The 20863-nt window shown below is 39.6% G+C and carries 18 protein-coding genes and 8 pseudogenes; 12 read left to right on the top strand and 14 right to left on the bottom strand.

What is annotated here, in order from left to right; translation table 11 throughout:
• Positions 1 to 2 precede the first annotated feature (2 nt).
• The 4 genes and pseudogenes from mobF to V3224_RS00385 form a co-directional block, all read left to right on the top strand.
• Positions 3 to 1200 (top strand): annotated as a pseudogene (gene mobF / locus V3224_RS00370) (MobF family relaxase).
• Positions 1193 to 1318, top strand: a complete 126-nt coding sequence (locus V3224_RS00375; protein ID WP_334467778.1) for a hypothetical protein — start codon at positions 1193 to 1195, stop codon at positions 1316 to 1318. The pseudogene mobF and the gene V3224_RS00375 overlap by 8 nt, the downstream one beginning before the upstream one ends.
• 152 nt (positions 1319 to 1470) lie before the next feature.
• A complete protein-coding gene (locus V3224_RS00380) occupies positions 1471 to 1611 on the top strand; it encodes a hypothetical protein (RefSeq protein WP_334467779.1) in 141 nt (46 codons plus the stop codon).
• Positions 1612 to 1772: 161 nt separating this feature from the next.
• Positions 1773 to 2642 (top strand): annotated as a pseudogene (locus V3224_RS00385) (IS701 family transposase); the annotation flags it as partial.
• Positions 2643 to 3179: 537 nt separating this feature from the next.
• On the opposite strand, the pseudogene V3224_RS00395 reads toward V3224_RS00385, so the two are convergent.
• Positions 3180 to 3368 (bottom strand): annotated as a pseudogene (locus V3224_RS00395) (helix-turn-helix domain-containing protein); the annotation flags it as partial.
• 509 nt (positions 3369 to 3877) lie between these two features.
• Here V3224_RS00395 and istA point away from each other — a divergent pair.
• From istA to V3224_RS00410, 3 genes and pseudogenes are all read left to right on the top strand, one after another.
• Positions 3878 to 4901 (top strand): annotated as a pseudogene (gene istA / locus V3224_RS00400) (IS21 family transposase).
• Positions 4888 to 5649, top strand: coding sequence for an IS21-like element helper ATPase IstB (istB, locus tag V3224_RS00405; protein WP_334467780.1), 762 nt, complete (start codon positions 4888 to 4890; stop codon positions 5647 to 5649). The pseudogene istA and the gene istB overlap by 14 nt, the downstream one beginning before the upstream one ends.
• 140 nt (positions 5650 to 5789) lie before the next feature.
• Positions 5790 to 6215 (top strand): hypothetical protein, encoded by a 426-nt coding sequence (locus V3224_RS00410; RefSeq protein WP_334467781.1) that lies wholly within the window; start codon positions 5790 to 5792, stop codon positions 6213 to 6215.
• A 36-nt stretch (positions 6216 to 6251) separates the two neighbouring features.
• On the opposite strand, the gene V3224_RS00415 is transcribed toward V3224_RS00410, so the two are convergent.
• The 3 genes and pseudogenes from V3224_RS00415 to V3224_RS00425 all read right to left on the bottom strand — a co-directional run bounded on the left by V3224_RS00415 (position 6252) and on the right by V3224_RS00425 (position 7359).
• Positions 6252 to 6485: a hypothetical protein gene (locus V3224_RS00415; protein WP_334467782.1), complete on the bottom strand. Its 234-nt coding sequence runs from the start codon at positions 6483 to 6485 to the stop codon at positions 6252 to 6254.
• A gap of 45 nt (positions 6486 to 6530) precedes the next feature.
• Complete coding sequence (locus tag V3224_RS00420; protein WP_334467784.1) at positions 6531 to 6725, bottom strand: hypothetical protein; 195 nt, start codon at positions 6723 to 6725, stop codon at positions 6531 to 6533.
• An 80-nt stretch (positions 6726 to 6805) separates the two neighbouring features.
• Positions 6806 to 7359, bottom strand: a pseudogene (locus tag V3224_RS00425) (DUF2815 family protein).
• 135 nt (positions 7360 to 7494) lie between these two features.
• Between V3224_RS00425 and V3224_RS00430 the strand changes: the two are divergent.
• A complete protein-coding gene (locus tag V3224_RS00430; RefSeq protein ID WP_334467716.1) occupies positions 7495 to 8367 on the top strand; it encodes an IS982 family transposase in 873 nt (290 codons plus the stop codon).
• Between the two features lie 30 nt (positions 8368 to 8397).
• Here V3224_RS00430 and V3224_RS00435 read toward each other — a convergent pair whose 3' ends face one another.
• A complete protein-coding gene (locus V3224_RS00435) occupies positions 8398 to 8583 on the bottom strand; it encodes a hypothetical protein (protein WP_442889604.1) in 186 nt (61 codons plus the stop codon).
• Between the two features lie 55 nt (positions 8584 to 8638).
• On the opposite strand from V3224_RS00435, the pseudogene V3224_RS29615 reads away from it, so the two are divergent.
• A pseudogene (locus V3224_RS29615) lies at positions 8639 to 9507 on the top strand (IS701 family transposase); the annotation flags it as partial.
• 261 nt (positions 9508 to 9768) lie between these two features.
• Here V3224_RS29615 and V3224_RS00450 read toward each other — a convergent pair.
• The 7 genes from V3224_RS00450 to V3224_RS00480 all read right to left on the bottom strand — a co-directional run bounded on the left by V3224_RS00450 (position 9769) and on the right by V3224_RS00480 (position 14988).
• Positions 9769 to 10959: a DUF2800 domain-containing protein gene (locus V3224_RS00450; protein WP_334467789.1), complete on the bottom strand. Its 1191-nt coding sequence runs from the start codon at positions 10957 to 10959 to the stop codon at positions 9769 to 9771.
• Positions 10952 to 11836, bottom strand: a complete 885-nt coding sequence (locus tag V3224_RS00455; RefSeq protein WP_334467791.1) for a hypothetical protein — start codon at positions 11834 to 11836, stop codon at positions 10952 to 10954. Before V3224_RS00455 ends, V3224_RS00450 begins: the two co-directional genes overlap by 8 nt.
• 269 nt (positions 11837 to 12105) lie before the next feature.
• Positions 12106 to 12810, bottom strand: a complete 705-nt coding sequence (locus tag V3224_RS29620) for an ORF6N domain-containing protein (RefSeq protein WP_442889607.1) — start codon at positions 12808 to 12810, stop codon at positions 12106 to 12108.
• 616 nt (positions 12811 to 13426) lie between these two features.
• Positions 13427 to 13555 carry a hypothetical protein gene (locus tag V3224_RS00465; protein ID WP_334467793.1) on the bottom strand — a complete coding sequence of 43 codons (129 nt, stop codon included), beginning with the start codon at positions 13553 to 13555 and terminating at the stop codon, positions 13427 to 13429.
• A gap of 100 nt (positions 13556 to 13655) precedes the next feature.
• Positions 13656 to 13907 carry a hypothetical protein gene (locus V3224_RS00470; RefSeq protein ID WP_334467795.1) on the bottom strand — a complete coding sequence of 84 codons (252 nt, stop codon included), beginning with the start codon at positions 13905 to 13907 and terminating at the stop codon, positions 13656 to 13658.
• 73 nt (positions 13908 to 13980) lie between these two features.
• On the bottom strand, positions 13981 to 14145 hold the full coding sequence (locus V3224_RS00475) for a hypothetical protein (RefSeq protein WP_334467797.1): 165 nt from the start codon (positions 14143 to 14145) through the stop codon (positions 13981 to 13983).
• Between the two features lie 222 nt (positions 14146 to 14367).
• Positions 14368 to 14988 (bottom strand): helix-turn-helix domain-containing protein, encoded by a 621-nt coding sequence (locus V3224_RS00480; RefSeq protein WP_334467799.1) that lies wholly within the window; start codon positions 14986 to 14988, stop codon positions 14368 to 14370.
• A gap of 126 nt (positions 14989 to 15114) precedes the next feature.
• On the opposite strand from V3224_RS00480, the gene V3224_RS00485 reads away from it, so the two are divergent.
• From V3224_RS00485 to V3224_RS00500, 3 genes and pseudogenes are all read left to right on the top strand, one after another.
• Positions 15115 to 15336, top strand: a complete 222-nt coding sequence (locus tag V3224_RS00485; protein WP_334467801.1) for a transcriptional regulator — start codon at positions 15115 to 15117, stop codon at positions 15334 to 15336.
• Positions 15337 to 15509: 173 nt separating this feature from the next.
• A pseudogene (locus V3224_RS29625) lies at positions 15510 to 17763 on the top strand (DUF5906 domain-containing protein).
• A 1078-nt stretch (positions 17764 to 18841) separates the two neighbouring features.
• On the top strand, positions 18842 to 19288 hold the full coding sequence (locus tag V3224_RS00500; RefSeq protein WP_334467805.1) for an antiterminator Q family protein: 447 nt from the start codon (positions 18842 to 18844) through the stop codon (positions 19286 to 19288).
• Positions 19289 to 19582: 294 nt separating this feature from the next.
• On the opposite strand, the gene V3224_RS00505 is transcribed toward V3224_RS00500, so the two are convergent.
• On the bottom strand, positions 19583 to 20557 hold the full coding sequence (locus V3224_RS00505; protein WP_334467807.1) for an IS701 family transposase: 975 nt from the start codon (positions 20555 to 20557) through the stop codon (positions 19583 to 19585).
• Positions 20558 to 20624: 67 nt separating this feature from the next.
• Positions 20625 to 20855: pseudogene (locus V3224_RS00510) on the bottom strand (site-specific integrase); the annotation flags it as partial.
• Positions 20856 to 20863 lie beyond the last annotated feature (8 nt).

Consider the following 20863-nt stretch of genomic DNA (forward strand, 5'->3'; position numbering starts at 1 on the left):
CTATGCTCTCGGTTAAAAATCTCACCAGTGGCGGCGCTTCCGCCAGTGCTAACTATTATGAGGAAAAGGATAACTATTACTTTGTCGGTGAAGAAGGGACTGGGTGGTTTGGTAAAGGCGCTGAACGGTTAGGATTAACCGGTACGGTGGATAGAAATACCTTTGAGCAGATGCTGGAAGGGAAACTACCGGATGGCACGCAATTAACCTTTAATAAAGCCGGTAAGAATCAGCATCGACCAGGCTATGACTTAACCTTTTCCGCTGCCCAAAAGTGTCTCAGTATTAGCCCTGGTTGAAGGTAATACTGCGGTGCTTGATGCACATAAAAAGGCGGTGATGTCAGCACTCAAAGAGATTGAAAGCGTGGCCTCAACCCGTTCAATGACAAAAGGGGTCACGCAAACGGAAATCACCGGCAATACGATTGCTGCCCTTTTCCTTCACACGACTAACCGCAATCTCGATCCTAATTTACACACGCATGCTCTATTGATTAATGCCACCTGGTCAGATAAAAGGGGCTGGAAAACGCTGTCATCGGATACCATTAATCGCAATGGCTTTAACGAAATTATCCGCGATTTACAGATCACCTTTGGGTCTATTTATCGCCAGCACCTAAAAGAAAGTTTGCAAAAGCAGGGATTTTCTTTTGTTTCAACCGGAAAAAATGGCTTATGGGAAATAGAAGGCGTACCCACCGAACCTTTTTCATCCAGACGCAAGGAGGTTGTTGAGGCGGTAGGCGAATCCGCTTCCGCCAAACAAAAGAGTGCCGCCGTGTTAGCAAACCGTAAGGCAAAAACTTTCACCAATGTTGAAACACTGCATAAAGAATGGCAAGCGGTGCTCGCAAAAACCGGTTATTGCGCGGATAACGTGAAAAAAGCAGAAAACCTCAACCCATCTGCACCTATAGTTAATCTAAAAGAGGCTATCTCACAATCCATTAAGGTACTATCGGATAAAAACACCCGATTTTCCTATGATGCATTATTAACCCATGTTATTAATCGCATCCCTTGCCAGACGAAAGCATTAGAAACATTACGGAAGGAAATTAACAAGGCGATTAAACAAGGGAATCTCGTACAACTTAATTCAGAAAGCACGCTTTTGACCACCCAAACCCATCTTAAACAGGAAAATGAGGTCAGCACACTCATTCATCAGTTGCGGTACAGTAAACATGAATAAACAACACGAGTTTCGCAATCTCCAAAAAAGAAGTATAAATTTAAAAACAAGAAAAAATCAGGGTGTTCATATTTTCACGAGTTTCGCACAGGCCTATAAAATTCTAGAAATGGCTTAAAAGTAATGATTAATCTGCAAGTTACTGAAATGCATAAATTCACTTAATTTACAATAAGTTATATTTAATTTATAAGGTTTTATCTATTTACATATTATGCTGAATTAAACTTAAAAATAGAGCGTTTTTTTATTGGTGCGAAACTCGTGATTTTGTCGGGTTATCCATGTATTAAAGATATCTATAAAACATTCTTACAAGTAAGCAGTTTAAGATACTCTGGTTTAGCGTTATCAGAAGTAAGCCCATCGCCTTTATCTCCACGAGTTTCGCACAGGCGTATAAAATACTAGAAATGGCTTAAAATCGATGATTAATCTTCAAGTTACTAAAACACATAAATTTTATTAAATTACAATAAGTTGCTTTTGATTTATAAGATTCTGTCTATTTATATATTATGCTGGATTAAACTTAAAGATAGAGCGTTTATTTATTGGTGCGAAACTCGTGATCTCATGACACTGTTAGCCGATGGCTAAAAAGTAGATGTTTTATACCTAAAGACCTATGGCGATTAGTTGAACCTTCTATAGACAAAAAAAGCCCTTGCGTACTAATTGCCGATGATACATTGATTGCCAAAACACGTAGTAAAAAAATAGTGATGGTCCATTATCAATATTCAGGTAATGAACATGATGTTATTGCTGGCATAGGTTTAGTTAATTTGCTTTGGCATGATCTGACGAAGGTTGAATCAATTCCTATCAATTATCGTATTTATGATAAAGATTCTGATGGAAAAACAAAAAACACGCACTTTTCCGAAATGCTCACTCTTGCTAAAAAAAGAGGGATCATGCCAGAAGCCGTAGTGATGGATGCTTGGTATTCTAGCCTGGATAACCTGAAATCAATTCGCTCTCATGGTTGGATCTGGGTAACCACGCTGAGGAAAAATAGGATTGTTAACCATAACAAACAACTGAACAAGTTAGACATCTCAGAAGAAGGAACGTCAATACACTTGCGAGGATATGGTTGGGTAACCGTTTTCAAATTTACAGCCAAAAACGGCCGTATTGATTACATAGTAACAAACAAAGAGAATCCCACCCGTCAATACCTCAAATCTATCATGGATGCCCGTTGGTCTGTTGAAGTTTATCATCGAGAAGTTAAACAAAACTGTGGTATTGAACGCTGTCAGGCTCGCACGAGCCGAGCGCAAAGAAATCATATTTTTCTCGCTATTTCTGCGTGGTTTGAACAACATAAACGTCGTATATCTGAAAAAATAACCCTTTATCAACAAAATTGGGACGTAATCAAAAGTGCTATTACTGAGCAAATCCGTGTTTTATTAGCGTACCCAAATTAGTTTTGTGCGAAACTCGTGTATCAGCGCCGTTTTTTTGACCTACAAAAATTTTGTAGGTCTCTCCTTCGAGTTCATCTTTAATGCGATCGATGAAGACGTTATTTCTAATCGGTGGCTCACCATATTCTTTTCGTGTTTCATTAACCATGACCAGTAATTGTTGCGAGTCGATCGTTTCGTTGTTGGGAAGCCTGACTTTTGTTACATTCATTAAATTTTGTATGTAAAAATTCCTCAATACTTAAATTGATGAAGATTACCTCTATAAAAGGGGCGTTAAGATTGATTAGTGGCGTTAGTGGATGACTTCTTGGTGAAATTAAGGTTTATTCCGTAAAACGGGGGCGATAAGATTGTGTTCAACACAGACACGAGTTTCGCACCAATAAAAAAACGCTCTATTTTTAAGTTTAATTTAGCATAATATGTAAATAGATAAAACCTTATAAATTAAATATAATTTATTGTAAATTAAGTAAATTTATGCATTTCAGTAACTTGCAGATTAATCATTACTTTTAAGCCATTTCTAGAATTTTATAGGCCTGTGCGAAACTCGTGACAGATTCTTATTGCCTGTTTTACACTGTATACCCCGAGTTTTTTTAATAGGTTGCCCATGTGAAATTTAACCGTGACTATTTTTATACCCAGTATCATTGCTATTTCAGGATACGTCTTCCCCATACTCACCCAGTAGATGACCTCGTTTTCACGTCTGGAAAAGGGTTTGGTCTTTTCTATAGGCGGTTTAGCCTGACTGCTGCAATTACCCACGATACTAAAATGAAACATTCTTGCCTGAAAAATGGCGCGTAAGTGATTGACTGAATCCGTTTTGTATATCTCTTTTACTTTTTCAAGTGTTCTGCTGACGGTGGTATCCGTAGCCGATCTGAAATACGAAATTTGCTTTTCAGGTATTCCCATTGCGTATAAAACCGCGGTTTCAAGTTGCTCGGAAGCAAGTTCTGGAAAGATTTCGTTATAGCGTGTGAGCTGTTGTTCAGTGAGAGGCAGCATCAGATTACCTTCACAAAAACTTTACAGACAGCGATAACGGTAATAGAATTTTTCATTAGCCTTACTCCTATTGATACTAGGTTTAGGGTTAGCTGGCTGTTGGGATGGGAGTTCCTTCAGTCAGTGTCACCGATCATGCAAAACTGATCCACTAACGATCATCTAAAACTGATCCACTTGGTATTATTCGCACATTTTTGTACGGATAATTTATGTTAACCAAGGAGATATTTGTGGATATCCATGTTTGCTTTGCACAAGGACAAAGCCTTCGAAAAATTGCCCGTGAATTGGGCATATCCCGTAACACCGTAAAACATCATTTACAACAACAGACAATGCCAACTTATGCTAAAAGAAGTCAACAACCGACTAAATTAGCACCCTTTAAACCTTATTTGCTTCATCGAATTGAACTGGCTAAACCTGATTGGATCCCTGCAACAGTCTTATTTGATGAAGTAGTTGAAAGCGGCTATCAAGGCGGTATTGCTCAATTACGCCGATTTGTTTGTCAATTTAAACCAAGCATTGTTCCCGAAGCTGTCGTCCGTTTTGAAACACAGCCAGGTCAACAAATGCAAATCGACTTCACCAGCATCCGGCGAGGTAAAAAATCACTAAAAGCGTTTGTTGCAACGCTAGGCTATTCGCGTGCGAGTTATGTAAAGTTCTTTGATAATGAACGAGCAGAATCCTGGCAACAAGGTTTACGAGAAGCTTTCGACTATTTTGGTGGTGTACCACAGGAAATATTGTGTGATAACGCAAAATCCCTCATCATCGAACGGGATACTTATGCAGAAGGTGAACATAAATTACATGTCGAAAGATTACGGGTTTAAATTGTGTGCTTGCAAGCCCTACAGGGCAAAAACTAAAGGGAAAGTAGAGCGCTTTAACCACTATTTAAAAAACAGCTTTATCGTACCATTAAATACCGACCTTCGTGCTCATAATCTTGAACTGGATATTGAGATAGCTAATGCAAGAGTGGGGCCCTGGTTACAACGCGTTGCCCATCAGCGGATTCATGGAACAACGTTAGAGAAGCCAGCAGATAGACTAGCTAAGGAAGTTAAGTATCTTCTACCCTTACCAGCAAGGGTTTGCCAATCTATCCCGCAGACTGATACGCTTAATATCCGTATCGTACCGCCCCTTGAATCTGTCAGTTTGCAACACTCAATCAGCGTATACGAAGCATTGCTGGGAGGTGAACATGTTATTGCATGAACAAATTGAACACCTGTGTGAGTCATTGAAATTAAATTCTATTCCGACTCATTGGTCATCACTTGCCGAACAATGCATTGCCCAAGACAAAAGCTACGGAGAGTTTTTACTGTCCCTATTAAAATGTGAGCAACAACAACGAGATGAACGAACCCGTAATCTTTTGAGTCGGATGGCAGGATTCCCAGCACATAAAGAACTTAATACGTTCGATTTTAAGTTTGCAACGGGGATCCCCAAACAACACATACAGGAATTAAGCGCATTAACGTTTATTGAACGTAATGAAAATGTCGTGTTGCTTGGCCCAAGCGGTGTAGGCAAAACGCATTTAGCTATTGGGTTAGGATTAAAAGCAGTACAGGCCAAGAAGAAAACCCGCTTTACCACGGCAGCTGAACTGATGTTGCAACTCTCAACTGCCAAACGACAAAATAAGCTCAAACAATATCTATCACGTTCGGTGATGGCCCCGAAATTGTTGATTATCGATGAGATTGGATACCTGCCGTTTGGGCGAGAAGAAGCAAACCTGTTTTTCAATGTGATTGCCAAGCGTTATGAGCATGGCAGTGTCATATTGACGAGTAACTTATCATTTGGGCAATGGCCAAATGCTTTTGCTGATGACGCAACATTAACTGCCGCTATGCTTGATCGTTTACTTCATCATTCGCATGTACTGCAATTAAGCGGTGAAAGCTATCGATTGAAAGATAAGCGGCGCTCAGGAGCAATGACTGAGTAAAAGTGGATCAATTTTGATTGATCGGATTTAGCTAAAAAGTGGATCAGTTTTCGGTGATCGTTGACAAGTCAGCGACGATTTCTCACTGAGTTCACAATAAAAATGGTTGTGTTATACTTCCATAAAAAGGAGGTATGGTTATGGGTCAGGTTGCATTTGATGCACTACAAGCATCGGAAGAACTAGAAAATGCGGGTATTTCCAGAGAACAGGCTAGAGCTATTTCACTGGTAGTACGTAGATCGCATGAGGTTGCTGATGTTGCGACTAAAGCGGATATTGTTGAAGTCAACCGCAATATTGCTGATGTCCGCAAAGACTTATCGGCTGAGATTGCTGATGTCCGCAAAGATTTATCGGCTGAGATTGCTGATGTCCGTAAAGACTTATCAGCTGAGATTGCTGATGTCCGTAAGGATATTGCTCAGATAGATAAGCGCCTTGATTTTTCAGAAAAACGTTTTGACAGACTGGAACAAAAATTTGATCGGCTGCAATGGTTCTTATTGGCGGGTATTCTCGGTTTACTATTTAAAGAAGTAATCCCTAAATTATGGGGTGGTTAAATTTATCAATATGCTAGCAATAAGTGTGTTGATTGTTTAAATGTTTCTTTTAAGGCAGTCAACGTCTTGAGCAATGTTGTGTAATAGAACTGCGAGTTTCTCGCTGATAATTACTGCAATCCTGATTTTTTCAATAAAAACACCTTGTATTTCTATATGTTTAGCTTTGATTGTTGCTAGTTTATGTAATCCATAAATTGCTGTTTTCAGCTCCTCAATATTTTTTAATACTGAATCTATAGAGGTTTTTTTTCCGGTAAGATAATTCATCCTGTACTCCTTGATTGGGTCTTTAACACGTGCATCGACACCATTTTACCGATGGCTTTTTGCCAATCGCTTATTCTCTTTTCTCAGGTACTGGTTTTCTTCAGCTAGTAGTTGGATCATATTGATTAATGTTTTGGTTTCCTCATCGGCGAAAACGGGTTGGGCTAAGTTAAGTAAATAACGGCTGTTGTTACTGGGGTTAGTGAGCGCAATGGTTTCACCAATATTATCTAATTTCATTTTTAAGCCTCCTCAAGGAATTTAGCGCGGTGCCTGATTATTTCACCACCTCAGGCGGCGGTAGTTCCCCTGGTGTTAACTTAGCTGGCTAATAATTCTTCTTCCTCAGCCATGCTCAGGTCGTCAAATTCGTCAACGGAGGCCACGCTTCCACCTGCAAACGCATCGCCATCCTGGAAAAACTGAACCCCTCTTAGGAGGCTGAAACCCCTTTACCATTATTGTCATACGCGTAAAACTGAATGGTGGCGTTAACGTAACAGCCCGAATAGGGGCGTCCGTCCTGTGCGGTGAGTGGTGTGCGATTTACGTCAATGACTAACGGCCGATCTTTGTTACTGGCGGTGATGTACATATTTCCGGCATAACCGTCGTATTCCTTATTGTCCCCGTCGCGGAAGCAAAAACGGTTATTGGAGTGGCAGATGCTGTTATAAATTTTTTCTACCTCTTTGGCTCCCCATTTTTCCTTAATGACCGCCTTAATCGCCGTTTTGATTTCCTCAATCAGGTCAGTACGATTTTTGGCGATAAGGAAATTTGTTCGGTATTTGAAGGCGCCCTGGCCACTGACTTGTGTAGGTTCAAATAATTCAGGAAAAGCCAGACGTACGTTGTTTAATTTAATTTTCATCACGTTACCTTTTAATTAACCTGAGTTCGGGATAAGAAATAAAGAGAAAGTCTTGATATTCAAATAGTTGAATGAGCCTGTTTTGTTAAAATACTCTAACAGTCTGGTTAAAGAGTAGAGCATTGTTAAACAATTATGGAAAATCTTACTGAACTTTATTGCCTGATGGATGATTTTTGCAAAGACTTCGAGCCAAAAATGCATGAATATTTGCTGACTAACGGTACTAAGCGTCGTAGACGGTCTACTCAGCTTTCGTTGGCGGAAATGATGACACTGGTTGTGTTGTTTCATCAACTCCGATTCAGGCAATTCAAGGTATTTTATCTCTATTATGTCCGCTTATATCTCCGGAAGGAATTTCCTAACTTGCCATCCTATTCACGCTGTGTAGAGTTACTTCCGCGTAGTGCCTTAGCGTTAACGGCACTGTTTGAGTCAATTAAGGGAAAATGCACGGGGCTATCGGTTGCCGATTCTACTCCGATAGCGGTGTGTGATAACTTACGGATCCGCAGACATAAAGTCTTCAATGGGATAGCTGAACGGGGAAAAAATTCAACAGGTTGGTTCTTTGGTTTCAAGCTTCATGTAATTATCAATCATTTGGGGGAAATACTCAGTTTTCGACTCACACCAGGAAACACCGATGATCGGAAACCATTGCCTGAGCTGACAAAGGATCTTTCTGGTTGTTTGTACGCAGATAAAGGGTATTTATCGGCTTCACTGAAACAGCAACTCAAAACGATGGGAATTAGCCTTATAACGAATATCAAGAAGAAAATGAAGCCTATTAAACAGACTTGTTTCGACAAAGCCATCTTGCGTCATCGTTCTGTCATTGAAACGGTATTTGATGAGTTAAAAAATCTTTGTCAAATAGAGCATACGCGACATCGCTCTCCGGCTAACTTTGTAGTGAATTTATTAGGCGGACTGGTTGCATATTGTTTAATGCCATCTAAACCAAAGATACCTGTTGCAGGTACGTATCTTCAAGTATAATTGATAATGCTTATCCCGAACTCAGGTTAATTAAATGGATTTATCAGCGAGTGCCGCTTCGGTCACATCGTCAAAGTCGTTTAAGGGGTTAGTAATAATGGCAGGTCGAGGGTCAGATTCCGGTGCGATAACAGGTTTACCGTCTGCACGTTCAATAAGTGCTTCTAGTTTTGCCCAGCGACTCGGTTTGTCTTTTTTAAGCCACGAGTTTCGCAATCTCCAAAAAAGAAGTATAAATTTAAAAACAAGAAAAAATCAGGGTGTTCATATTTTGTCGGGTTATCCATGTATTAAAGATATCTATAAAACATTCTTACAAGTAAGCAGTTTAAGATACTCTGGTTTAGCGTTATCAGAAGTAAGCCCATCTCCTTTATCTCATGACACTGTTAGCCGATGGCTAAAAAGTAGATGTTTTAGACCTAAAGACCTATGGCGATTAGTTGAACCTTCTATAGACAAAAAAAGCCCTTGCGTACTAATTGCCGATGATACATTGATTGCCAAAACACGTAGTAAAAAATAGAGATGGTCCATTATCAATATTCAGGTAATGAACATGATGTTATTGCTGGCATAGGTTTAGTTAATTTGCTTTGGCATGATCTAACGAAGGTTGAATCAATTCCTATCAATTATCGTATTTATGATAAAGATTCTGATGGAAAAACAAAAAACACGCACTTTTCCGAAATGCTCACTCTTGCTAAAAAAAGAGGGATCATGCCAGAAGCCGTAGTGATGGATGCTTGGTATTCTAGCCTGGATAACCTGAAATCAATTCGCTCTCATGGTTGGATCTGGGTAACCACGCTGAGGAAAAATAGGATTGTTAACCATAACAAACAACTGAACAAGTTAGACATCTCAGAAGAAGGAACGCCAATACACTTGCGAGGATATGGTTGGGTAACCGTTTTCAAATTTACAGCCAAAAACGGCCGTATTGATTACATAGTAACAAACAAAGAGAATCCCACCCGTCAATACGTCCAATCTATCATGGATGCCCGTTGGTCTGTTGAAGTTTATCATCGAGAAGTTAAACAAAACTGTGGTATTGAACGCTGTCAGGCTCGCACGAGCCGAGCGCAAAGAAATCATATTTTTCTCGCTATTTCTGCGTGGTTTGAACAACACTCGAGTTTCGCACAGGCGTATAAAATACTAGAAATGGCTTAAAATCGATGATTAATCTTCAAGTTACTAAAACACATAAATTTTATTAAATTACAATAAGTTGCTTTTGATTTATAAGATTCTGTCTATTTATATATTATGCTGGATTAAACTTAAAGATAGAGCGTTTATTTATTGGTGCGAAACTCGTGCAACATAAACGTCGTATATCTGAAAAAATAACCCTTTATCAACAAAATTGGGACGTAATCAAAAGTGCTATTACTGAGCAAATCCGTGTTTTATTAGCGTACCCAAATTAGTTTTGTGCGAAACTCGTGTAAGCAATTTTTCAGCCTGTGGTGGGCTGATAATTTTCTTGTGGTAGATTTGCTCCTGTTTAAGTTTGGCATTTTTTAACAGCGTTTCGGCTTCACGTTCATCACCCCATACGCGATTCCCCTGTTTGCCCGTAACCAGTTTAAAGCCAGGTACCGATTGCCCGTTGTGTAATGCCTCGGCGACCCGATTGCGTAAGGCTTTACAAAAGCTCTCTATCAAATCGACATGCGGGTAGAGTGTTGCCATTTGCTCAGGGGTTAGTAGCGTAATGCGTTTTGGTGCATTACTTAGTTGGGGGTTCAAAGGTTGGGTTAAATCGACAAAATCGCCTCTGACTTCATTATGGACAAACTGCGCCTGAGCAAAACACAATCCGCCTTTTGCTTTGCAGAACTGGCATTGTTTAATGCCCGGTGAAAAGGCACTATCGGGTAGCGCATTAAGCCCGTTGCGCTCGGCGAGGGTTGCCATCTCCATGGCTTTTTGCGCCCGCAATCTAGCCATCTCACCAAAGTCTTTTAACTCCTCAACCGATAGCGCCCATTCAGACAGATGGTTAAGACGGGGTTGATGGATAAAAAGCCGAACAGAGTTAAAATCATAAACAAGGTCAAACTGATGTAACGCTCCTAGCGCATAGAGCATAAGTTGCTCATTACTCAGGGCGTCTACTTTAACGCCTTTACCGTATTTCAGGTCATGGATTTGTAACTCATCATCGCTGACAATAATCGCATCCGCGGTACCAAACGAATTCTCTACGCCAATGACAGCTGAAAAGTCAACGCGTTCTTCAACCAGTAAGGGTTTCCCGTCCGCAAGCTGCCAAACAGTATCAACATAGCTCTGGACGTGCTCAATCATCTCCTCATCCACTTGTGGCGAATTGGCTTTTAACAAGGGATAAGTGCCAATATAATCCTTTGCATCAAAGCCAGATGTTCGTCTACGCCCGTCACTAAAGGGGTTTTGGCGCATCGTTAAGATACTTTCCGCTAAGGCATGCGCCGCGCTGCCTTCTTCCGCAAACGGCGATGTTTTATCGGGTAAGGTAGCTTCTACTGCGAGACTGGCGCTACATTTAATCCATCTATGGGCTGAGGAGGGGGCAAGTTTTGCATGTTCAGCCATCACTGCCCTCGGCGTTATCATCGGTTAAAACGCGTTGGGCTTTCTCGATAAACTGAACCAGATTGTCATCGGTTACGTCACCCATCTTTTTAGCGTTGAATGAGGCGAGGATATCCAGCGCTTCATTGCGATATCCGCCTTTGACCAGTTGAGTAATGTAGGCCGAAGCCTCACTGCGAAGTGCCTTAAAATCAATTGGTTTGACTTCTGCTGGGGTAGGCAATTCACGCAGTAGTGACAAGGCAAATTCGCGACGATCGGTAAGTCCATGGAGATTACCCCAATTAGCCAATATTTTTAGGCATAAATCAAAAGTCGATGTTTTTGAGAGCGTTTTAATTTTACTTATGCCGTTTAAAGCGCAATAAAGCGCATCAATTTGTCCGGTAACGCTATCTGCTTTTTCGGCCGCAAAAGTGGCTTTGGCTTTAGCGACTTGCGTATTGTCAGGTTTAAGCGCTTTATCTCCAAACAAGACCGACAGGGCGACGACGTGACGCAAATCAAGCGATTCAATATCAACCGGTTCTACTTTAGGTTCAGTTTTAGGCTCTTCTTTAGGTGCTTCAACAATCGGTTTAACGGCTTTAGCAGGTTTCGTTTCTACCTTAGGGGCTTGAACCTTTTTCTCGGCAACAACCGGTGCTGGTTTGTCTTCAGCGCTAGCGGGCACTTCTATAGTAATTTCAGGCTTAATCGTTTCTTTAGGCTCAACCATAGCAGATGGCACAACGGGTTGTGGCTTAACATCCGGTGTGAAGGTTTTTGGTTTGTTTACCCTTGTCGGTTCGTGTGGGCCGCTCGGGTCATTTTCAGGGTGTCCGACCAATTGACTGATTAACATTTTATGGGCTTCGGCCAGTTGATTGTGAGCCATGACCATTTGCGTGTGGTTTTCTGCCAGTCTTGCCAGCAGGGGACTATTTGGGGAAGCATGATGGAGGCCTCAACGGTATAAAGTAATAGGGAATTGGTGATTGACATTGCGTTTTAACGCTTCTAATTTTTGTAAATAACGTAAAGGCCGGACGTTGTTGTTCATCGGAAATCGCTCCGATGACAGAATTTTTGCTTTTTGCATGTAGAAATCTCTCAATACTTAAATTGATGAAAGATTGCCCCTATAGGAAGGGGCGTTAAGATTAATTAGTGACGTTCTAGGAAGTGGGTCAACTCACCTTCGTACCAATGGTCAGTGCGTGCGGTAATTATCCCGATTTGTTGATGGTGGAATTGTTCAAAAAGCTGTTTTATTTCCGCTAACACGGTATCGATATTTTCACGCTTACGTAAAAGTCGTTTAATAACCTGCTTTTCTGCGTTATTAATAATCTGGCGTAGTGATTCGGTGATGTAGTAAATACGTCTGCATTCGTCAGCCATTAACCGAATATGCTCTACCTGAAAACGCTCCGGCGATGGCGTGCCCGTCACTTCACGTAAAGCCAGCGAGACCGCATTACTCCATGAACGTTCAAACCGAAAGCCATTTGTCATGCACCAAACTAAATGCGTCAGGTTACGGGTGTCTGAATGGGTAAAACTCTCTACGGCTTTCGTCTGGGATTGAGAATTGTTAACTTTTTCTGAATTAAAGTAACAATCTTCTAGTTGTTCGAATACATCCCATGCTTTATCTGTTTCAAGCATTTTTGCGTGACGAGCGGGTCCTCGTTCTGTCCAAAGTATGAGACTTCGTGCATTTTTACCAACAGGCTGACTTTCTGTCAGTCTGTTTTTATGTTTACGAAGTTCGCTTCCTTCTAACTTAAAAAAATGTTTACCTTGAATAAATCTGGTTGCATTACGTTTGAAATTTTGTTGAATGCTGTTTATTTCAGCGCCATACAATTTAGCGAGTAGCTCTGTGGTATAACAGGTATACCGTTGTGAATTACAATATTAAGATTATAGACAGTATTAGTGTTCATTTTCGTATCCTTTTTGAGAGGAAACCTGAAAGGCTCAGGCGGCCAAGTGCTCAAAACTTGTACGAAAGCAAGCGGGCTTATTTCCATTACTGGTCTTTTATTCACCCACACTCGGCCATATCTAAAATATGGGCACGAAAAAACCGCAGAACTAACGGGCGCGGTTGCCGTTCGTAAGGTGTTTTGACCACCTAAACGAACTATAGCGCATGGTTTCTTCTTTCGTCAATAAGTATTGCAAAAAGGTTGATGTTTTGCATGGCGGCTTTTCCGATGGTAGGGGTTACAAAATGGTGTTTGATGGCTACTCCACGAGTTTCGCACAGGCCTATAAAATTCTAGAAATGGCTTAAAAGTAATGATTAATCTGGAAGTTACTGAAATACATAAATTTACTTAATTTACAATAAGTTATATTTGATTTATAAGGTTTTATCTATTTACATATTATGCTGAATTAAACTTAAAAATAGAGCGTTTTTTTATTGGTGCGAAACTCGTGTACTCTTCTGTTTCCAACGTAATAAAACCGTCTCTTATAGCTGAAGCAAGTGCTTTCGCCCTGACATTATCAATAGATTTGAATCCATTTCTGCCTGTAATGCATACAATAACGCTTCACTGGCTTTCTCTTGAGATTTTTCACTTAATTCTTCAAATTTCATCATTTCTCCTAAAGACAAGTCAGTTTTGGTGGTGTGTGCCGGAGGTATCCGGTTTATATTTACAGCCCTATTGGTAGTACCCTGGTGTTGGTTTTTAACTTCATGACTGTATTTTGGTTATTTCACACCCCAAAACCAACTGTTTGGGTGTTTTGTGGTTCGCTTTTTCAGCATAATAAAGATAATCATTGGTATTTTGTGACCGTAAGTTAAGTAAAAAGCACTCACCATAGGCCACTTCGCGAAATGACTTATAATTAGTGTTGTTTGCGTTTGTACACTCTGTTATGGCTGCTTGTCCCTTGACACCGCTGTCTTGCAAAGAGCGGATCGCACTCAATGCAACGTGCATTACTGCACTCCTACAGACATAACGCGCTGTACATTGCGACTTTCTAAATTGTTAAAGAGCGTGTTTAGCATACTTAAACGTTATTATTTTTTTTCACCACAGAAGATTCATTAGTGTCAGTATTTGCGGCATTTTTTGGTAATTTCTTTTTAGCACTATTGATTATCTTTAATACTGATTCATCAGATACGATGTCTTTGTATTCACCAACACTGAATCTTTTTACAATCAGAGGCATGTTCAATACCCTATTTTGCTTCTGTGATTTAAATCTTAAATGATAGCTTGTTTAAATCTAAAGTGATAATTATTGCAAGTCAATTATTAAAAATAATTTTTTTTAATAATATTGAAGAGGTGAATATAAGTGCTATGCTGTATATAAATACAGCATTTTAAAATTATTTAGTTGACTAATTGAGGTAAAAATGAAGGAATTGATGAGAATAAAAATTGGGACTTATATTTCAGTATTGCCTTTATTACCTGTTTGTACTCGTTTTAAATTCCGCAACAAATATACTATAACTCCCAATAATTCCACTTCAGAAATTGAAATCAAAGGTACGCGAGAATCATCAACCGCAAGATATTTATCTGTACCACCATCAACAAAACGATAAACTGAATAATCTTCTTTAATTTTTGCGTATACAAGATCGTTATTCCCGGGAGTTTCATTAGCATCAACCACTATAAATGTTCCTCTAGGTGCTTCATAACATCCACTATCGCTTGTTATTTTATAAGCCCTACAGTTTGTTGTGTTTAATAAATTGGGAATCATAAGTAGATGCTCTGTATCATGCGATCCATTATATATTTTTACAGGCGTTAAATTAGAATAGTATACTGGATGCTGTTGGGGATGGGCAGGATACATTGGCTCAACACCATCATTTAACCATTCGGGTCTGACGCCTAAGATTTTTGCCAATTCGACAATTTTTGATGTGCTATGGGCATTACCGGATATAAGTTTCCATATCATCGATTGAGCCATCCCTGCTTTTCTGGCTAGAGAAGATTGTGTAAACCCTTTTTCCTTCATGGCTAAAGCTAGTCTTTTTGATAACGTCATTATAGTTCTCCGATTTTAAATAAGTTTATATCTTTGGTGATATTAAATCAAAGTTGTATTTTTTGAAATTTTCATGTATCACTATAGTTATTAGTCAATCTCTATTGATTTAATTTTGGAGGGAAAATGAAAAATACATATGTTGAGCTTGCTATTAAAATTGCAGGTTCACAAAAAGCATTAGGTAAAATATTAGGCCGCCCACAATCTTTAATTCATGCATGGTTATACAACCAAAAAAAAGTATCAGTCTCTTCAGTTCCAGAAATTGTTGAGTTTACTGATGGAAAGGTAAAGGCTCATGAATTAAGACCAGATCTACCAAAAGTATTTCCTCATACCAAATAGCACAAGTTTTAAAGTTATGCGATTTAACAGCCAATTTCGTATTTCGACACTTACATTGTTGAAAACCTTTAAGGGCCAAATAACCCATGCAAATCAATTATTCTGTCGGGCGTAGTGTGAGTGATCAGCGCCCGAGGACTCCTGTTGCTGGCTCTTTTGCCGAGCTTGATCACATAAAATTATGGGGTGCGTTGCCTGATGAATGGGCGCACTTCGATTTAGTCCTTGGTTATACCGATAGATTATTACCTTTTGTTTGTAATACTGAGGCTACTATTTCGCCTTCCAGTAAAATGAAAGCGCTAGGCAAAACGCCCTCTATCTATAATTCTCAGCGACAGGTTATTGGTATAACCGAATGGACTAGCAAATCTTCCTCAGGGGCAGATATTGAAAAATGGATGATGGAGCCTGATTATGGTATTTGTGTCAAAACAGGCTCTGGCATAGTAGCACTGGATTGTGATAGTGACGATGCTGATGTCCAAGCCTGTATCCAGTCCTTTATGCTACAGTCCTTTGGTCAAATCCCACCACGCCGTTTTCGTGATAACAGTAACAAATGCCTTTACTCATCGCAGTAGAAGGTGAGTATTCTAAACGTGTACATCGTTTAGAAAACAATTTGGGGATCGTTGAGCTGCTCGCTAAAGGGCAACAGTTTGTCGCTATGGGGACACATCCTAGCGGTGCGAGGCTTCAATGGGATAATGATTTACCGTCTGAACCTTTCATGATCACTGAAAAACAATTCAATGATTTCTGGAAGGGCTTAGCTGCCGAATTACCCGTTGTGTCGTCGTCAGAGTCTGATCGCGTAGGTAAAGTAAGAGACCGTGCGATCGCAACGCCCAATGCAACTGATGAAGTCGCTGAGTTGTTGGATAGTCAGGGGCTAACACTAGACTATGGCCGTAATGGTGAACGCTATATCACTTGTCCTTTTGAAAGCGGACATAGCACGGATAGTGGGGTCACCAGTACAGCGTATTTCCCTAAAAATACAGCGGGTTTTGAAGTCGGGCATTTTAAATGTCTGCACGCCAGTTGTGCGCATAGAAACGATGGTGATTTCTTGCACTCTATTGGGTTTGGTAAAGATGATTTTGACGATCTGTCGGATAATAAGACTGAAGAGGGTTTTACCGATATCAATATGGATATGACAAGCCATTTCCTTGAACGGTTTATTTATGTGATTGAAGGTGATCAGGTCTGTGACCTACTATGGCCTCCTTATAATTGTGTGATGGAGATGAGATCGTTTAAAAATCTGATGGCACCTTATCAACTACCTTCAGCAAATAAAAAAGGTCAGCCAATTGCTGCAACGAAACGCTGGATAGAGCATCCTAAAAAACGCGTTGCTGAGTGTGCGGGGTATCAACCTGGGAAAGATAGGTTAGTACAACGTCCTGACGGGCGTTTTGAAATTAATCAATTCTATATGCCGAAGCATAAAAAAAACTTAAACACACGTAAGACTGAGATCTTTCTTAACCATATGAATTATTTAGTGCCAGATGAATGGCAACGTAATTTTTTCATTGCACGTCTGGCATGGTTTGTTCAGCGTCCAGAACGTAGATGTCCTATATCCATATTGCATGTGGCCACTGCACATGGTACAGGCAGGGGGTGGATTAGCCAATTAATGGAAAGAGTGTTATGAGCATGGAACTGCTCCCGAACACGTATGAATGTCTTGTGTGATAACCAGTATCACGATTATCTGTACCACACGTTATTATGCACTGTAGATGAAGTTAAGGAAAACACTAAAAGGTATGAGGTTAATGACAAAATCCGTGATGTGCTGACAGAGTCTCGTTTTGAGGTTAACAGGAAATACGGACGAAAAATGACTATTGATATATTTACAGGATTTCTTTTTTACACTAACCATTATGACGCTTTAGCGTTACCAGAGGAAGATCGACGCATAGCGGTTCTTGTAGGGCCTGATACTGCCGCTAATGAAGATCATTATGCCGAATTATATAGTGCACTTAGCGATAGTGATTTTATCGCACAGGTGCATTGGTATCTCATGGGTGTTGATATATCAAAGTTTAATTGGCAACGTGCCCCCAAAACCAAAGAACGCCAATTAATGATCGAAAGTAATAAAAGTGATATTGAAGTAGCGATTATTACGCTTCTAGAGAATCCTCCCGTACCGGCTATGACCTATCAGCAAATAGTTAATGAAGTTATCAAGGAAATTGGATTGGAAGCTGATATTAACCAGAAACATATTACTCGAATTTTAAAAGAAAGAACGAAGCGGCCTGCTACAAAATTAAAGGTATAGCCTACCGTTTTTGGATATTGGAAAAAAATCGCGAATTTAGTAGCACTGAATTACGTGGGCTTTTTGAAACTTATCACGAGTTTCGCACCAATAAAAAAACGCTCTATTTTTAAGTTTAATTCAGCATAATATATAAATAGAAAAAATCTCATAAATTAAAAATAACTTATTGTAATTTAAGTAAATTTATACGTCTTAGCAAGTTACAGATTAATTATTGTTCTGAAGCCATTTCTAGAATTTTATATGCCCGTGGGAAACTCGTGCTTATGAAAAATTGCAAGGGCAAAGTTTATAAAACAAAAATTCCACTGCAAAAAAGGTAACAGGTAACAGTTAAAAAAAGGATTTTTGACTAATTAAGTGCAAAAGGTAACAGATAGGTAACAGATAAAAGCAGATCTGTTACCTCTATTTTTATATTAAAATCATAACCTTAAGTACAAAAGGTAACAGGTAACAGTTGTTTTAAACATATAACGCGCGAGATGTGGGTGCATACGTACACCATGTTATGTGTGTATATAGAGTTGAAAACAACTGTTACCTTAATAGTCGTAAAGCCTTATAGCAAAAGGCGTTAAGGCAGGTAACAGTTAACTTTTTATCTGTTACCTATCTGTTACCTCAAAATTTTTAATAATTTAGAAAAGGAAAATAGAATGAAAATGGTGACCAATACGGATTTAGATTTGTTATGCCCAAAATGTAGTAGTTCTTATTTAACCCACGATGCGGTTCACGTGTTTAACAGAAAGAGAAACAGTAAGTATGGACAGCATGTAACGGTATATTACGGGGATATACACCAAGATACATACATGACTGATAACCCTTCTCCTAAACGTAGTGGTGTTCGTTTGAAATTTAGGTGTGAAGAATGTACTACATGGTTTTACTTAGTGTTATCGGAACATGAAGAAGGGACGAAAATTTTCTGGGAGAAAGCGGAGAAGCAGTATGCTCATTACAGACGCATACGGGGATATGAAGATTAAATTAGTAAAAATTTTCCCGTTCACAACAGGAGCGAAGAGACCATGAGCAGAGACATAGAGAAAATACTACTCCACTGGAGCGGCTGATGTGCGGGTAATTCATATGCTGGTTTCTACTACCGATGAACTGACAAATTCACCCCGTAAAATATTTCGAATAAAGCAATTAGAGTACTACTGAGGGTAAAATACGATGCGCAGAGATATTCAACAAGTGTTAGAACGATGGGGAACCTGGGCCCGTGATAACAACACTGGGATAGACTGGTCGCCAATAGCCGCCGGTTTTAAGGGATTGCTTTCTTTGCGCCCCTCTCTGCGCTCTTCGTGCTCGGATGAGGATGGGCTGATTATCGATAATTGCGTGTTGCAATTGCAAAAAGTGCGCCAGCCGGAAGAGCTAAATCTGATTATTGCGTATTACGTGAAGGGCTATTCGAAGCGGGCTATCGCTCGCCGACGTCGGGTGGATGAGCGGCTGATACGGGCAAAATTACAGATTGCAGAAGGCTTTATTGACGGTTGTTTATCGCTGCTCGCCGTCCGATTAGACATGGATCCGGAGGTGAAAGTTTATTCGGCACAAAAATGTGAAAAAAGTATTAGTGCGGTCCGCAAAAAGTTTGTTAATGTGATATGAGTTGGCGATTTAGGCTAACAATTATGTTTAGTGTTTCCAACATTTGATATGAGGAAAGCGCTATTCAAATCGTTAATTAAAAATATTTTAACAGCCCAGTAGATTTCCACATCTAGTAAACACAAAACAATTCGGTCTGATTATCTTTCACCTTAATTAAAAACATTGATAACAAGCATTAGCGCGGTCTGCACTAATTAATAACATTCCATTTCATGATGATACAGAGGTTTTATGATCAAGTTTCCAGAATTTTATTCAATCAATACTCTCAGTCACGAGTTTCGCACAAAACTAATTTGGGTACGCTAATAAAACACGGATTTGCTCAGTAATAGCACTTTTGATTACGTCCCAATTTTGTTGATAAAGGGTTATTTTTTCAGATATACGACGTTTATGTTGTTCAAACCACGCAGAAATAGCGAGAAAAATATGATTTCTTTGCGCTCGGCTCGTGCGAGCCTGACAGCGTTCAATACCACAGTTTTGTTTAACTTCTCGATGATAAACTTCAACAGACCAACGGGCATCCATGATAGATTTGAGGTATTGACGGGTGGGATTCTCTTTGTTTGTTACTATGTAATCAATACGGCCGTTTTTGGCTGTAAATTTGAAAACGGTTACCCAACCATATCCTCGCAAGTGTATTGATGTTCCTTCTTCTGAGATGTCTAACTTGTTCAGTTGTTTGTTATGGTTAACAATCCTATTTTTCCTCAGCGTGTTTACCCAGATCCAACCATGAGAGCGAATTGATTTCAGGTTATCCAGGCTAGAATACCAAGCATCCATCACTACGGCTTCTGGCATGATCCCTCTTTTTTTAGCAAGAGTGAGCATTTCGGAAAAGTGCGTGTTTTTTGTTTTTCCATCAGAATCTTTATCATAAATACGATAATTGATAGGAATTGATTCAACCTTCGTCAGATCATGCCAAAGCAAATTAACTAAACCTATGCCAGCAATAACCTCATGTTCATTACCTGAATATTGATAATGGACCATCACTATTTTTTTACTACGTGTTTTGGCAATCAATGTATCATCGGCAATTAGTACGCAAGGGCTTTTTTTGTCTATAGAAGGTTCAACTAATCGCCATAGGTCTTTAGGTCTAAAACATCTACTTTTTAGCCATCGGCTAACAGTGTCATGAGATAAAGGCGATGGGCTTACTTCTGATAACGCTAAACCAGAGTATCTTAAACTGCTTACTTGTAAGAATGTTTTATAGATATCTTTAATACATGGATAACCCGACAAAATATGAACACCCTGATTTTTTCTTGTTTTTAAATTTATACTTCTTTTTTGGAGATTGCGAAACTCGTGTTAATGTCTTTCCATGCATGTCATACCAACGATTAATCAAATTACTTAACTTAGTAGCATTAGAATCATCAACCCCAAAATCATCATCTTCAGATCTAAACATCTGTTGCCTTTCATAGGCTAATGCTTCACCTTTAGTCACAAAACGCTTTCTTATACGAACACCATTACGCCCATCAGGAAAACACTGACATAACCATTTACCATTTGGTAGTTTACTGACCGCCACAATTTACA

The sequence above is a fragment of the Arsenophonus sp. PmNCSU2021_1 genome (genome assembly GCF_036919435.1).
In the GTDB taxonomy this organism is placed as follows: domain Bacteria; phylum Pseudomonadota; class Gammaproteobacteria; order Enterobacterales; family Enterobacteriaceae; genus Arsenophonus; species Arsenophonus nilaparvatae.